The sequence below is a fragment of the Arthrobacter sp. Helios genome (genome assembly GCF_023167125.1).
Classification (GTDB): domain Bacteria; phylum Actinomycetota; class Actinomycetes; order Actinomycetales; family Micrococcaceae; genus Arthrobacter_B; species Arthrobacter_B luteolus.
In genome coordinates this window covers 3848605-3862734 of the sequence record NZ_CP095402.1, presented here as the reverse complement: position 1 = coordinate 3862734, position 14130 = coordinate 3848605, and the positions used below count along the sequence as shown (strand labels likewise).

Below are 14130 nucleotides of genomic sequence, written 5' to 3'. Positions count from 1 at the left end.
AGGCTCCGTCCGAGGACGGGGCCTGCCTTGATTAACGATCGCTCCTGCACCGGCAGCCAGCCTGCTGAGGCCAGCCGCAGGCGGGCCGCCTCAGGCCTCGAACTTGTAACCGAGCCCGCGGACGGTCACCAGGTGCCGGGGCGCTGAGGGATCGGGTTCGAGCTTCGCCCGCAGGCGTTTGACGTGCACGTCAAGGGTCTTGGTGTCCCCCACGTAGTCGGCGCCCCAGACCCGTTCGATCAGCTGGCCGCGGGTCATGACCCGGCCGGAGTTCCGCAGCAGCATTTCCAGAAGTTCAAACTCCTTCAGCGGCATGGACACGGCCTGGCCGTCCACACTCACCACATGCCGTTCGACATCCATGCGGACCGGACCAGCCTGCACCGTCGCGGCGTTGAAGTCCCCGGCGTCGCTCCGGCGCCGCAGGACGGCCCGGACCCGGGCCAGGAGCTCGCGGGACGAGTACGGCTTCGTCACGTAGTCATCGGCCCCAAGTTCCAAGCCAACCACCTTGTCGATTTCGGCGTCCCGGGCGGTCAGCATGATGATGGGGACGTCCGAACGCTGGCGCAGCTGCCGGCAGACCTCCGTTCCGGACAGGCCGGGAAGCATCAGGTCCAGCAGCACCAGGTCAGCTCCGGAGCGGTCAAATTCCACAACGGCGTCTATGCCGTTGTCCACGACGGCGACGTCGAACCCCTCACGTTCGAGCAGGTAGGACAGCGGGTCGCTAAAGGACTCTTCGTCCTCGACAATCAGGATCCTGCTCAAGCACTTACTCCTTGTTGGCCGGCGCAGGCGCGCCGGTGGTTCGTGGCGGCAGTTCCGCCTGTTCTTCTGGATCGGCGGTGTCCATCTCCGGAAGCCGCACGGTGAAGGTGGAGCCTTGGCCCGGCTGGGACCAGAGGCTGATTTCTCCGCCGTGGTTGGAGACAACGTGCTTCACAATGCTCAGTCCCAGGCCGTTGCCGCCCGTATTTCTGGACCGTGCCGAGTCCAGGCGGTAGAACCGTTCGAAGACCCGTTCCTGGTCCTCGGCCGGAATACCCGGACCCCGGTCAGTGACTGTGATTTGGGCCAGGCCGTCACGGGACCGGATCCCGACGCCCACCTGGCTGCCCTCGGGGGAATAGCGGATCGCGTTATCGATCAGGTTGCGGAACGCCGTGGTGAGCATGGGCCCGTCAGCGTAGACAGGGTTCTCGGCCGTTCCCCCCACCACCAGGGTGATGTTCCGGTTCTCCGCCGGAAGGCGGTTGGCTTCCACTGCATGGGAAACAAGTTCGTTGATGTCCACCGGCTCGGCATGGTCGGCCATGTCTGCACCCTGCAGCCGGGACAGTTCGATGATGTCCTGCACCAGCGCCGCAAGCCGGACGGCTTCCTTGTTCATCCGCTTGGCGAAGCGCCGGACTGCTTCCTCATCCGCCGCCGCGCCGTCGATTGCCTCGGCCAGCAGCGAAATGGCACCGACCGGCGTCTTCAGTTCATGCGAAACGTTGGCGACGAAATCGTTGCGCATCTCCTCGGTGCGGGTGGCTTCGGTGCGGTCGTCGGCAAGGATCAGGATGTATTCCTCGGCGATCGGCGCGATCCGCAGCTGGAGTATCAGGCTGCCCTGGCCGAGCAGGCCCCGGTGCAGTTCAACGTTTTTGTCCTCGATCACCCCGTCCCGGCGGACCCGGGCGGTGAGTGCGAGCACCTCTTCCTGCATGAGGGTGTGCCCGCGGACCAGCCCGAAGGCGTAGGCACCGGGGCTGGCCCGGACCACACCGTCAATACCGTCCACGACGATGTACGCCCGGCCGAGGACGCCAAGGATCTCAGCGGCCCCTTCGGAGAGCGCAGGCTCATCCACTTCGGCCAGGTCGCGGCGGTGCCGCTGGCTGGACATATAGGCGACAACACCGAAGACGCCGACGGCCAAGCCAAGGATGCCGGACAGCAGTCCCAGCAGTACAGGATTCACAGTCCTAGCTTAGGCGGACGGAACGGTGCCGAACTGCGCTCCGGTGGCATTCACCCAAGCGTTAAACTAACGTTCACTTCAAGGGGGCCGTTCGTTCACCGGGTACTGGCAGCATAAACGGAGCCGTACCGGCTGGATGCCGGCTGTATAAATGTTCATCGAAAGGACGCATCAGTGCGCAAGGTTTTCCAGGCCGAGCTTCACCAGATCGGAGAGGAGCTGACCCAGATTTCCCAGCTCGTCACCGAGGCGATGAAGAAGGCCACTCTGGCGTTCGAGACCGCAGACACCGAGCTCGCCCAGGACGTGATCGCCGCCGATGCCCGCATTGATTTCCTGCAGAACGATCTTGACGAGCGGGCTATCGACATCCTGGCCCTTCAGGGCCCGGTTGCCAGCGACCTGCGGATGATTGTCGGGTCCCTGCGGATGAGCGCCTCACTTGAGCGGATGGGCGACCTGGCCCGGCACATCGCACAGCTCGCCCGCCTGCGCTACCCGGCTAATGTGGCTCCCGATTCCATGGTCGAGACGTTCAAGGAGATGGCGCGCCTGGACATTGCCATCTCTGAACTCCTGACCGAGCTGCTGGAGACCCGCAACCTGGAGCTCAGCAAGGACATCTACGCACACAACACCCGGATCAATGAGCTGCACGTGAGCGTGTTCAAGGCCGTGGCCTCCCCGGAGTGGAACAACTCCCCCGTCACCACCGTGGACCTGACGCTGGCCAGCCGCTACTTCGAGCGGTTCGCCGATCACGGCGTGTCTGTGACCCGCAAGGTCAATTACCTCGTGACCGGCGAATGGCAGCCGATTTCTGAGAGCCCGCTCTAAATCAGCTGACTCCGGCCGGAAGGCCGGCACAGCCGCCAAAAAGGCGACCCTCCCGCGACGGGAGGGTCGCCTTTTTGCGTAAGTTACTTCTTCTGCTTGCCCTGGTTTGCCACGGCCTGGATGGACGCCGCTGCGGCCTCCGGATCCAGGTAGGTGCCGCCGGCCTTGACCGGGACCAGGTTCTCGTCCAGTTCGTACACCAGCGGGATGCCGGTGGGAATGTTCACGGCGGCGATGTCGGCGTCGGAAATCCCGTCGAGGTGCTTGACCAGGGCACGGAGCGAGTTGCCGTGCGCGGCGATCAGAACCGTCTTGCCGGCCTTGATGTCCTGCGTGATCTCCGTTTCCCAGTAGGGCAGGAAGCGTTCCAGGACGTCCTTGAGGCACTCGGTCCGCGGCAGCTCATCGGCGCTGAGGTCCGCGTAGCGCGGGTCGTGCGCCTGGGAGAAGTCGCTGTCATCCGGCAGGGGCGGCGGCGGGGTGTCGTAGGAACGGCGCCAGAGCATGAACTGCTCCTCGCCGTACTCGGCCAGGGTCTGTGCCTTGTCCTTGCCCTGGAGGGCTCCGTAGTGCCGCTCGTTCAGGCGCCAGCTGCGCTTGACGTCAATCCAGATGCGGTCCGCAGCACCCAGTGCAATGTTGGCCGTGTTGATGGCCCGCTGCAGCCTGGAGGTGTAGAGGACATCCGGCAGAATACCGTTCTCCACCAGCAGCTCCCCGCCGCGGAGCGCTTCGGCCCGGCCCAGGTCCGTGAGGTCCACATCCACCCAGCCGGTGAAGAGGTTCTTTTCATTCCATTCACTCTGGCCGTGGCGCAGAAGGATCACTTTGTAGGTCATAAAATCATCGTATCGGAGAGGGCTGGCGGCAGGCAGGGCGGCGGCGTAACCATGGCGGTACAAGGCGTGCGGCGGCTGCTCCGGCCCCGGCGGTACCCGCTCCCGGCGGTTCGGAGCACACCCCGCGGGCCAGTAACATTGTTTGGTGAATTTTCCCCTCAAACCCGTTGGAAATATGACCCGGGGCACTACGAACCCCAACCGGCTGCGCCGGGTGGACCGCTGGCTGGCCGGTCCGGAAGCGTGGCGCCTGCGCCGGGCGGCCGATCCGCTGGTCATCGACCTTGGCTATGGGGCCGCCCCGACGACGGCGGTGGAACTGCACAGCCGGATGGGCAGTGTACGGCGGGACGTGAACGTGGTCGGCATCGAGATCGACCCGGGCCGGGTGCTGGCGGCCAAGCCGCTTGAACGCTCCGGCCTGAGCTTCCGCCAGGGCGGATTCGAGCTGCCCGTCGACGGACGGCGTCCGGTGATGGTGCGGGCCTTCAATGTGCTGCGCCAGTACAGCGAAGATGAATATGGCGCCCACTGGGACATGGTCCGCAGCCGTCTCGCGGACGGCGGGATCTTCGTTGACGGCACGTGTGACGAAATTGGCCGGCGTTCCACCTGGGTGGTCCTGGACCCCGCGGGTCCGGTCTCGCTGAGCATCTCGCTGCGGTTCGGTGCGTTTGAGCGGCCCTCCGACGTGGCCGAGCGCCTGCCCAAGGCCCTGATCCACCGCAATGTGCCCGGGGAACGGGTGCATGCCTTCCTGCAGGCCATGGACAAGGCCTGGCTGGACGCCGCACCGATGGCTTCCTACGGCACCCGGCAGCGCTGGATCTCCATGTGCCGGGCCCTGCGCAGCCAGGGCTGGCCGCTGCTGACCGGCCCGGCCCGGTGGCGGCTGGGGGAAATCACGGTCGCCTGGAACGCCGTCGCGCCGTCAGGGTCCTAGCGGCAGTGCCGTCCAGGTCCTGAGGTTCCGGACGGCTACCAGGAACCGTAGGCTCCGCCGCGTCCCTTGGACTCGTTCAGTGCCGGGCGGACATCGGCCAGGTAGACCGACGCGGCGACCACGGCTGCCAGTTCAAAGAGCAGCAGGGCCAGCGGGCCGAACAGCAGGACGGAGAGCAGGCCCACCGCGGCGGCACCGCCGGTGAGGCCCATCCAGAACCCCTTGGTCCGCTTGTAGGCGCGCTCGAAATCCGCGGGCTTGCGCCGCGCGCAGTCCGCGAAGGCCCACAGCTCGATTCCCAGGGCCACGAGACCCAGGGCCAGGTAAAGCAGGTTCTGCAGCTCGAAGACTAAGATCACTGAGCCAGCCTACCGCGTCAGGGCCTGCTCAAGGTCGTTCCAGAGGTCCTCGATGTTTTCGATTCCCACCGACAGCCGCAGCAGGTTCTCCGGGACGGATACCGGTTCGGCAGGCTGCCGGCGCCGCCGCTCGATCAGCGATTCCACGCCGCCCAGTGAGGTGGCCGGCAGCCAGAGGTCCACCTTCTCGGTCACGTCGTCCGCCGCCGCTGCCCCGCCGGCGACTTCAATGCAGAGGATCGACCCGAAGCCGTTCATCTGCGCGGCTGCCCTGGCGTGCCCCGGGTCGCCGGGGAGTCCCGGGTAGCGGACGTTTTCCACGGCGGGATGCTGCTGCAGCCGTACTGCCAGTTCCAGCGCCGTGGCCATCGACCGTTCCACCCGCAGGGCCAGCGTGCGCAGGCCGCGCAGGGCCAGCCACACCTCGAACGGGCCGCCCACTGCCCCGTGCAGCGATCGGTAGGTCAGCAGGCGGGCACGCAGCCCGGGATCGGAGGTAACCGCCGCACCCAGGACGACGTCGGAATGGCCGGACAGGTATTTGGTCACGGAGTGGACGACGACGTCGGCGCCCAGGTCCAGCGGCCGGGTCACCAGCGGCGTGGAGAAGGTGTTGTCCGCAACCACGATGGCTCCGGCAGCGTGGGCCGCAGCGCTCACTGCCTGGATGTCGGCGACTTCCAGCATGGGGTTGGTGGGGCTTTCCAGCCACAGCATGGCAGCTCCGTCGAGCGCTTCGATCACCTCGGCGGTGTTGGCGATGTCCACTGTCCGGACACTGATCCGGCCGTTCTGCGCGTCTTCGGCGGCCAGCAGGAGGGAACCCTGGTAGCTGTGCCGCGGCATCACGAGGGTTCCGCCAGTGGGGATCAGGGACAGCGCGGCGATCACCGCGGCCAGTCCGGAGGAGTAGACCAGGGCGGGCAGACCGGCGTTCTCGAGGGTGCCCAGCGCCTCCTCGAACGGCTCCCAGGTGGGGTTGGCGTACCTGCCGTAAACGCGGTCTCCGTCCCGGGTTTCACCGGTCCCGTAGAACGTGGAGGTGAGGACGATCGGCGGGTTGACCGCCGCGTCCGCGGTGCGTTCCGGGCGCCCGGCGGACACCACGAGGGTTTCAGCTGACAGGTTCGCCGCATGGCGTTTCGGCTCGGTGGCTGTGCTCATGGGTTTCAGCCTAGACCTGCCCTGCGCCGCACCGCCGAACGTTTCGCTATGCTCCGTCATGTTTCGCCCGGCCTGCCGCCGCCCCGGTTCCAGCTGCCGGCACGGCGTTCCCAGCCTGACTGGGTAGGCTATGCGGGTGAGTATTTCGAAACCTTCCGCCGGCCTCTTTATTGCCTTCGAAGGCGGCGACGGCGCCGGCAAGTCGACACAGGCTTCGCTGCTCACGGAAGCCCTGGAGCAGGCCGGCCGTCGGGTTGTCCGTACCCGCGAGCCCGGCGGAACTCCGGTGGGCGAGAAGCTGCGGGGGCTTGTCCTGGAACACGGCCACGGGGAGATTGATCCCCGCACGGAAGCCCTGATCTTTGCGGCGTCCCGCGCGGCCCACGTCCAGCAGGTGATCCGGCCGGCGCTGGAACGCGGCGACGTCGTCGTCTGCGACCGCTATATCGATTCCTCCGTTGCCTACCAGGGCGCCGGACGCGCGCTGGGCCAGGACTCCGTCAGGGGGATCAATGAATGGGCCACGGAGGGACTGGTCCCCGACCTCACCGTGTTGCTGGATGTTGATCCTGGCGCGGGCAGGAGCCGCCGAACGGCCTCCGCTGACGCCGAGGACCGGCTGGAATCCGAACCCGACGAATTCCACGGCAGCATCCGGAACGCTTTTTTGACGCTGGCGGGGGAATCCCCCGACCGTTACCTGGTGCTCGATGCCGGGCTCCCGGTGCCCGTGCTGGCCGAAAAAATCCTGGCCCGGATCGGCGGGCTGCTGCCGTGAGCGTCTGGGACGACCTCCAGGGGCAGGCGCCGGTAGTCGAGCAGCTGCGCCGCGCGGCTGCGGAAGAACGCCCTACCCATGCCTGGCTGTTCACCGGCCCGCCCGGATCCGGCCGGTCGAATGCTGCCAGGGCATTTGCCGCCGCCCTGCTGTGTGAAGCTGAGGACCCCACCGCACGCGGCTGCGGGCAGTGCCGCGCCTGCCGCACCGCACTGGCCGGTTCCCACGCCGATGTCTCCTCCGTCACCACGGAGAAGGTCACCATCAGCATTGACGAGGCCCGGGAACTGGTGAAGAAGGCGCAGGACAAGCCCTCCACCGGACGCTGGCGGGTGCTGATCGTCGAAGACGCTGACCGGATGCAGGAACGCAGCACCAACGTGCTCCTCAAAGCCATCGAGGAACCGCCGCCGCGGACCATCTGGCTGTTATGTGCGCCCAGCCCGGGCGATGTGCTGGTGACCATCCGGTCCCGGTGCCGTCCCGTGGGCCTGCGGCTTCCTCCGGCGGCCGACGTCGCTGAACTCCTGGTCCGCCGCGACGGAATCGACCCCACGGTCGCCGAGGAAGCGGCCAGGGCTGCCCAGAGCCACGTTGGTGTGGCGAAGCGGCTTGCCACCGACGAAGGTGCCAGGGCCCGGCGGGAGAAAATCGTGCGCCTTCCCCTGTCCCTGCGCAGCGTTTCGGGTGCGATGAAGGTGGCGGCGGACCTGGTGGCCCTGGCCGAGGCGGAAGCCACCAGCTCCTTTGAACAGCGGAACGCCGAGGAGAAGGCTGCCCTGCTGGCGTCGCTCGGCGCACCGGAGACCGGAACCCTGCCGCCGTCCATGCGCAGCCAGGTCAAACGGCTGGAAGATGACCAGCTGCGCCGGGCCAAGCGGTCCAAGAACGACTACTTCGACCGGGCGCTGACGGATCTGCTGTCTTTCTACCGCGATGCCCTGGTGCTTCAGCTGGATTCCGGGACAGATCTGGTCAATGAGGCGCTCCGCCCCGAGCTTGAGGCCTTCGCCGCGCGCGGCACGGCCGAAGCGACCCTGGCGCGCATGGAGGAAATCAACGCCGTCCGGCGCCGCTTGGTCACCACCAACGTCGCCCCGCTGCTCGCCATCGAAGCGATGGCAGTCAGCCTTTTGTGACTCACCCCCGCCACAGCGCCAGACCCCCTATGGACTCAGGAGCCGCCCCAATGCCCCCAGTACGACGCCGCCCCCGGACTTACGTCCGCACCCTGCGCCGCGCCGCGGCAGCCGCCGGTTCCGCCGCCGTCGTACTTGCCTCGCTGGTTGCCTGCACACCGGACGATTCGCACGGTCCGGAGGAAGGCACACAGTCCGCGGCACCGGAGGTCATTGGCGATGTCCCTGCGGAACTTGAGGCGTACTACACGCAGGAAGTGGTGTGGGAACCCTGCGAAGAGGACTTCCTCTGCGCCAGCGTTGAGGTGCCCATGGACTACTCCGATCCCGGCGGCAGCAGCATCGGGCTCGAAGTGATCCTGGCCGAATCCGGCGGCACACCGGAAGGGACCATCCTGCTGAACCCGGGCGGACCCGGCGGCTCGGGTTATGACACGGTGCTGGAATCCCTGGAAGGGGTCACCACCGACCGGCTGCGCGGCAGCTTCAACGTGCTGGGCTTCGATCCGCGCGGCGTGGGCCGTTCCACCCCGGTGGACTGCCTGAGCGATGAAGAACTCGATGAAGCACGGGCCGAAACGATCGATCCGTCCACGGATGCCGGTTTCGAGGAAGCCCGGGAAAGCGCCCGGACCTACGCCGAACAGTGCGCCAAGGAATCCGGAGACCTCCTGGGCTTCGTGGACACCGAAAGCGCCGCACGGGACATGGACATCCTCCGCGCCGTCGCCAATGATCCGAAACTGAACTATCTGGGCTTCTCCTACGGCACATTCCTGGGCGCGACCTACGCAGAGCTGTTCCCGGAGAACGTTGGCCGGATGGTGCTGGACGGCGGAATCGATCCCTCCGCCAGCAATGAAGAGATCACCCTGGGCCAGGCCCGCGCCTTCGAAACGGCCATCCGGTCCTACGTCGAAGACTGCCAGTCCTCCACCAACTGTCCGCTGGACGGCAGCGTCGACGACGGCGTGCAGACCATCCGCGATCTCATCAGCTCCGTTGAAGCGAGCCCCCTGACCGCGGCGGACGGCAGGCTGGTCAACGCCTCGACATTCGTCAGCGGGTTCATCCTCCCCCTGTACAACGACGCCAACTGGCCGGCGCTGACCCAGGCCCTCAGCTCTGCACTCCGCGGCGACCCCACGACCATGCTGATGCTCGCGGACCTCGGCGCGGAGCGGAGCGAGGACGGCACCTACGCCTCCAACTCCTCCGAAGTGTTCAGCGCTGTGAACTGCCTCGACTACCCGATGGAAACCGACCGCGGGGAAATGGCCATTGATGCCGCGGAACTCGAAGAAGCCTCTCCGACGCTGGGCCGGTTCCTCGCCTACGGCGGCCTGACCTGCGAGGCATGGCCGCACGCCCCGGTCAACGAACCGCACCGGATTACCGCTGAGGGCGCTGCCCCGCTGCTGGTCATCGGCACCACCGGAGACCCCGCCACCCCTTACGAGTGGTCGCAGGCACTGGCAGACCAGCTGGACTCGGCTGTTCTCCTCACCTGGGAGGCTGAGGGCCACACCGCGTACGGCCGCGGAAACCAGTGCATCGCCGATGCCGTGGACAATTACTTCATCGATGGGACAGTGCCGGAGGACGGTTTGGTCTGTTCCTAGGTTCCGTTCGTGGATTCCGGGAATCCATTCGTGGATCTGCCTCTGAAACGGGCCCGGTGCCGCTGGGGCGCATGTGCTTCCCAGCGGTGCTTTTGACCCGGGGTCTCCCGGCGTATAAAGTTATTCCTTGTGGATTCTGGCCGGTAGCCCGGTGCAGAGGAAGCCCGCCTCCTTAGCTCAGTTGGTAGAGCGTCTCACTCGTAATGAGAAGGTCGCCAGTTCGATTCTGGCAGGAGGCTCCCTATCGAAGCCCCCGGAGCCCATGGTTCCGGGGGCTTCGCTGCAGCAGGAGCCCGGCAACATTTGGGAGCAATCATCACCACCCTCACCACCGCCGTCCGGAGGCGCCCCGAATCCGTACGGGCAGCCGGGTACTGCCTGCACATCTTTTTCGGGGTAAGCATCCTGCTGATGCTCAGCGATCCGGTGGCGGGGATCATCGCCGTTATGCCCGTGGTGTTTGGCCTCATCGGGATCTTCCGCCAGCTGGGCGCCGCCCTCAGACGCCGCCGGGCCGGATCGAAGAACTACCAGCCGTCCAGCACCTGGCGCAGCACCCCGGCAAACGCTTCAGGGTCGCCGGCTCCCGGCCCGAATTCCGGCCCCAGGAAACCTCCGTGCCCGCCCGGGAAAGTCACCGGCAGCGTCCCCAGCCGGTCAGCGGTGACGGCAGCGGCGCGCGCCGCCATCGTTCCGGCGGAGGCCTCCCCCATTCCCACGACAATGCTCGCCGGACCGTCCCGGAGCCCGTCGAAGTCCGGCTGAAAAAGCGTGCAGGTCCGCAGGTTCCGGCCGAACAGTGGATCGTCTCTGGTGCCGTCGTCGGTTTCCGGGCCAGTGCCGTCGTCGGTTTCCGGGCCAGTGCCGCCGCCGGCTGCCGCGTCAGGGCCGCCGCCGGTTTCCGTTAGAGCGGACTCGGGCAGCCCGGTGCCTGCCGGAAACTCCCCTTGCCAGCCCGCATATGCCATGAACCGTGCCATGGCCGCGCCCCGGCCGTGGTCCTGATAGGTCTGCAGTATCGCGTCAATGCCGGCGACGGCCGCTTCCCGGTCCGGGAGGATCCGGGCCAGCGGGGGTTCGTGCACCACGAGGATCCGAACCAGATCCCCCGCCTTTGCGGCGAAGGCCAGCGCATTGACTGCTCCCCCGCTGCTGGCGAACATATCGACCTGTGTACTGCCGAGCTCCGCGGCCAGCGCCTGGAGATCCTGGGCGTGCAGCTCCGGTGAGTACTCTCCATCGGAGGATTCGCTCCGTCCCGTGCCCCGCGGGTCATAGGTGACGGTGGTGCGGTCGGTAAACCGGGCGGCCAGCGCGGTGAAACCGCTTGCATCCATTGGTGAGCCGAACAGCAGCAGCGGCGGTTCCACGCTCTTCCGGACCTCCGCGACGTCGTAGGCGATGCGGGCTCCGGGGACCTCCAAGACATGGCTGGCAGAGCGGTGGATCATGGGGCTGCTCTCTTCACGTATCGGGCATATTTCCTGGTTGGTTCCGTGCGGTAGTCCGGGGCAACGGTGTGGTGGCAGGCCCGCTTACGGGCCTTCTGCGGACTTCAGGCCCGCCCTCGGCTGGGGACAGCCAACCCTCGGAAAGCAGATTTGTCAACGCTCCGGTACGGCGGGCAGATGGGTGTTCTCACGCCACCACCTTGGGAAACATGCTGTCCGAAGAGCCCAGCGCCAGCCGTAACCAGGTAGTTTCGGCTCAAAAACCCGTAATTTTATTCAACAATCAGGTAGTCCGATGTCCCCCGGAAGACCCAGCGCGGTCCACCACATTGGTGCCCCTGCCGCACCCCCGTGTGTGCCCGGACACTGGCAGGGTGGGATAATCAATGGCCTAGGTAACACCAACAGCGAGGATGACCATGGCTTTGCTCGACCCGTCCATCTGGACAGGCAAGATTTACGTAAACGGCTGGCGCGAAGGCGGTGCGGGTACCTCAGACGCGCTGGAACCGGCCACCGGGAACAAGCTGGGAAGCTACGGTGTGGCCTCCGTGGAAGACGTCCTGTCCGCAGCCCGCACTGCGGCGGAAGCCCAGAAGGAATGGGCTGCCCGCAAGCCCGAGGAACGCGCAGCCGTACTGCGCCGGGCAGGACTGCTTTGGGAAGAGCACGCCGAGGAAATCGGCACCTGGATCACCCGCGAAGCGGGCAGCATTCCGGCGAAAGCCGCTCTTGAAACGCACAGTGCCGCCAACGAATGCTACGACGCTTCCGCCCTCCCCGCCCTGCCGGCAGGTGAAGTGCTGACCAGCAACTCCAACCGCTGGTCGCTGTCACGGCGCCGGCCTGCCGGCGTCGTCTCTGTCATCGCGCCGTTTAACTTTCCGCTGATCCTTTCCATCCGGGCAGTCGCTCCGGCCCTTGCCCTGGGGAACGCCGTGCTGTTGAAGCCGGACCCCCGCACGGCTGTCTGCGGCGGTGTCGCCCTGATGCGCGTCTTCGAGGAGGCCGGCCTGCCCGCCGGCCTGCTGGCGCTGCTCCCCGGCGGAGCTGAGATCGGTGCCGCGGTTGTTGAGGCCCCCGAGGTCAGGGTCATCGCCTTCACCGGGTCCACCGGTGCCGGGCGCAAGATCGGCGAGACCGCCGGCCGCCTGCTCAAGCGCGCCCATCTGGAGCTTGGCGGCAACAATGCCATGATCGTGCTGCCCGGAGCGGACCTGGCGAAGGCCGCGTCGGCGGCAGCTTTCGGTTCCTTTATGCATCAGGGACAGATCTGCATGACCACGGGACGCCATATTGTCCACGAGGATATCTACGACGAATATGTAGCCGCCCTCACCGAGAAGGCCGAGCACCTTCCGGTGGGAGACCCGGCCGGCGGCCAGGCCGCACTGGGCCCCATCATCGACGAAAACCAGCTCAAGAAGATCAACGGCATTGTGCAGGACGCCGTCGCTGCCGGAGCGCGCCTCACCGCCGGCGGAACCAGCGAAGCACTCTTCTACCGGCCCACCGTGCTCGCCGATGTCACCCCGGACAACCCGGCCTGGACCCAGGAGATCTTCGGTCCCGTGGCACCGGTCATGAAGTTCTCCAGCATCGACGAGGCTGTGGAACTGGCCAACGCCAGCGACTATGGACTCTCCCTGTCCATCCTCGGCGACGTCGGAATGGCGATGGCAATCGCCGACCGCGTCGAATCAGGCAAGGTCCACATCAACGAACAGACAGTGAACGACGAATCCAACGCCCCCTTCGGCGGTGTCAAGGATTCCGGCAACGGCGGCCGCGTCGGCGGTGCCGCGGCGAACATGGAATCCTTCACGGAAATCCAGTGGCTCACCATGCGGCCGGAAATCGCTTCCTACCCGTTCTAGCCTTCCCGCAGCAGTGGAAAAGCGGCGGCCGCCCGGCAGGGCAGCCGCCGCTTTTTCGCTGGAAGAACACCCCGGTTTAAGCTCAAGAATTCCACAAGAAATTCTTGCGGAAACATTGCGTTAACCGCGGGTCGAACTTGAGCGTTTGCCTAGGCAACGCTCTGTATCGTCCTACCCATCAGGCAAAAAGGTCCGAAGAAGTCCACACGGATCGAGACGACATTGGGGGAAACATGAACAGCTGGAACGCAGACACCGAAGTTCTGGTCAAGCGCTACACGGACACCCAGCGGGACAACCATGTTGCAGCCCTGTGCGCCGAATGCCGCCGCCGCCTCGTCCCCGAATGGGCCAATGACAAGCGTGCCACCGACCGGACCGGCTACTGGGTCATCCGCGGCTACCGTTACCCCGGAGTCCGCTGCTCCACCCACGAGCGCCGGCTCCTGCAGGACTACTACGGCACCCGGACCGACAAGGGCCAGGTTGTTCGGCACGTTGCCGGTTCCCGCGGCAAGACCACAGCTCCTGCACGCCGCACCCTGCGCCTCTTCGGCAGCAAGGTCCGCTCGGGCAGCTAACCAAGTCTTTCCCCAAGAAAGAAACCGCAGTATCCCCCAAGGAAAAATACTGCAAAGACGAGCCGCACAGTTGCATGTGCAGTGCTGACCGCCCGTCCGCGGAACGCACGTGGCTCGCCACCCCGGTATCCACCCCAATGGATGCCGGGGTTTGGCTTTAACGGCCGGGGTTTTGGCAGCGTCGGACCGGCGCAGGCATAACAGCACTGAAATAGCTGCACGGATACGACTGCAGGGAATGGCTGCCGGAAATTATGATTCCGCAGGAAAATAGGATGCTGCAGCGAATTCAGTTCCTGGCCAGCCTGGAACTCCGCCGGATGCTATTCGGCGTCCGGCCGGCGCACACTGAGCAGTGCCTTGATCCGCTCTTCCGCGTCGGGGACGTCGGCGGTGGCTGCCACATTGGCTTCTTCCACGGCGCGCACGACTTCGTTGCGCTGGATTCTTACTCCGCGCGGGGCATCAATGCCGATGCGGACACCGTCACCGCGTGAATCGAGCACGGTAATGACAATGTCATCCCCAATCAGGATCTGTTCTCCTGATTTCCGCGTTAACACGAGCATTT

14 protein-coding genes and 1 tRNA gene are annotated in these 14130 nt (G+C 66.0%); 8 read left to right on the top strand and 7 right to left on the bottom strand.

Annotated elements, in window-relative coordinates:
- Nucleotides 1–90: 90 nt before the first annotated feature.
- Together ArtHe_RS17750 and ArtHe_RS17745 are read right to left on the bottom strand one after the other, a co-directional pair.
- Nucleotides 91–771 carry a response regulator transcription factor gene (locus ArtHe_RS17750; protein ID WP_066300155.1) on the bottom strand — a complete coding sequence of 227 codons (681 nt, stop codon included), beginning with the start codon at nt 769–771 and terminating at the stop codon, nt 91–93.
- Nucleotides 772–775: 4 nt separating this feature from the next.
- Nucleotides 776–1969, bottom strand: coding sequence for an ATP-binding protein (locus ArtHe_RS17745; RefSeq protein WP_248318175.1), 1194 nt, complete (start codon nt 1967–1969; stop codon nt 776–778).
- Between the two features lie 174 nt (nt 1970–2143).
- On the opposite strand from ArtHe_RS17745, the gene phoU reads away from it, so the two are divergent.
- Nucleotides 2144–2806, top strand: coding sequence for a phosphate signaling complex protein PhoU (gene phoU / locus ArtHe_RS17740; protein ID WP_066300149.1), 663 nt, complete (start codon nt 2144–2146; stop codon nt 2804–2806).
- 83 nt (nt 2807–2889) lie between these two features.
- Here the strand turns inward: phoU and ArtHe_RS17735 are convergent, their stop codons facing one another.
- Nucleotides 2890–3645, bottom strand: coding sequence for a phosphoglyceromutase (locus tag ArtHe_RS17735; protein ID WP_066300146.1), 756 nt, complete (start codon nt 3643–3645; stop codon nt 2890–2892).
- Between the two features lie 175 nt (nt 3646–3820).
- On the opposite strand from ArtHe_RS17735, the gene ArtHe_RS17730 reads away from it, so the two are divergent.
- Nucleotides 3821–4588 (top strand): class I SAM-dependent methyltransferase, encoded by a 768-nt coding sequence (locus ArtHe_RS17730; RefSeq protein ID WP_248318174.1) that lies wholly within the window; start codon nt 3821–3823, stop codon nt 4586–4588.
- Between the two features lie 35 nt (nt 4589–4623).
- On the opposite strand, the gene ArtHe_RS17725 is transcribed toward ArtHe_RS17730, so the two are convergent.
- Together ArtHe_RS17725 and ArtHe_RS17720 are read right to left on the bottom strand one after the other, a co-directional pair.
- Entirely contained in the window at nt 4624–4947 is a 324-nt protein-coding gene (locus tag ArtHe_RS17725) for a DUF2516 family protein (protein WP_066300141.1), read from the bottom strand.
- Between the two features lie 9 nt (nt 4948–4956).
- On the bottom strand, nt 4957–6111 hold the full coding sequence (locus ArtHe_RS17720; protein WP_248318173.1) for a PLP-dependent transferase: 1155 nt from the start codon (nt 6109–6111) through the stop codon (nt 4957–4959).
- Between the two features lie 142 nt (nt 6112–6253).
- On the opposite strand from ArtHe_RS17720, the gene tmk reads away from it, so the two are divergent.
- The 4 genes from tmk to ArtHe_RS17700 all read left to right on the top strand — a co-directional run bounded on the left by tmk (nt 6254) and on the right by ArtHe_RS17700 (nt 9889).
- The gene (gene tmk, locus ArtHe_RS17715) at nt 6254–6889 is read left to right on the top strand and encodes a dTMP kinase (protein ID WP_248319842.1); all 636 of its coding nucleotides are present in this window, start codon (nt 6254–6256) and stop codon (nt 6887–6889) included.
- Nucleotides 6886–8028, top strand: a complete 1143-nt coding sequence (locus ArtHe_RS17710) for a DNA polymerase III subunit delta' (RefSeq protein ID WP_248318172.1) — start codon at nt 6886–6888, stop codon at nt 8026–8028. Before tmk ends, ArtHe_RS17710 begins: the two co-directional genes overlap by 4 nt.
- Nucleotides 8029–8078: 50 nt before the next feature.
- Complete coding sequence (locus tag ArtHe_RS17705) at nt 8079–9650, top strand: alpha/beta hydrolase (protein WP_248318171.1); 1572 nt, start codon at nt 8079–8081, stop codon at nt 9648–9650.
- A 166-nt stretch (nt 9651–9816) separates the two neighbouring features.
- Nucleotides 9817–9889 (top strand) — tRNA-Thr (locus ArtHe_RS17700).
- A gap of 288 nt (nt 9890–10177) precedes the next feature.
- On the opposite strand, the gene ArtHe_RS17695 is transcribed toward ArtHe_RS17700, so the two are convergent.
- On the bottom strand, nt 10178–11101 hold the full coding sequence (locus tag ArtHe_RS17695; protein ID WP_248318170.1) for an alpha/beta hydrolase: 924 nt from the start codon (nt 11099–11101) through the stop codon (nt 10178–10180).
- Nucleotides 11102–11520: 419 nt separating this feature from the next.
- Between ArtHe_RS17695 and ArtHe_RS17690 the strand changes: the two genes are divergently transcribed.
- Both ArtHe_RS17690 and ArtHe_RS17685 read left to right on the top strand, forming a co-directional pair.
- Nucleotides 11521–12978 (top strand): aldehyde dehydrogenase family protein, encoded by a 1458-nt coding sequence (locus tag ArtHe_RS17690; protein ID WP_248318168.1) that lies wholly within the window; start codon nt 11521–11523, stop codon nt 12976–12978.
- A 233-nt stretch (nt 12979–13211) separates the two neighbouring features.
- Complete coding sequence (locus ArtHe_RS17685; RefSeq protein WP_248318166.1) at nt 13212–13559, top strand: hypothetical protein; 348 nt, start codon at nt 13212–13214, stop codon at nt 13557–13559.
- Between the two features lie 323 nt (nt 13560–13882).
- Here ArtHe_RS17685 and csrA read toward each other — a convergent pair whose 3' ends face one another.
- Nucleotides 13883–14128 (bottom strand): carbon storage regulator CsrA, encoded by a 246-nt coding sequence (gene csrA / locus ArtHe_RS17680; RefSeq protein WP_083521648.1) that lies wholly within the window; start codon nt 14126–14128, stop codon nt 13883–13885.
- Nucleotides 14129–14130 lie beyond the last annotated feature (2 nt).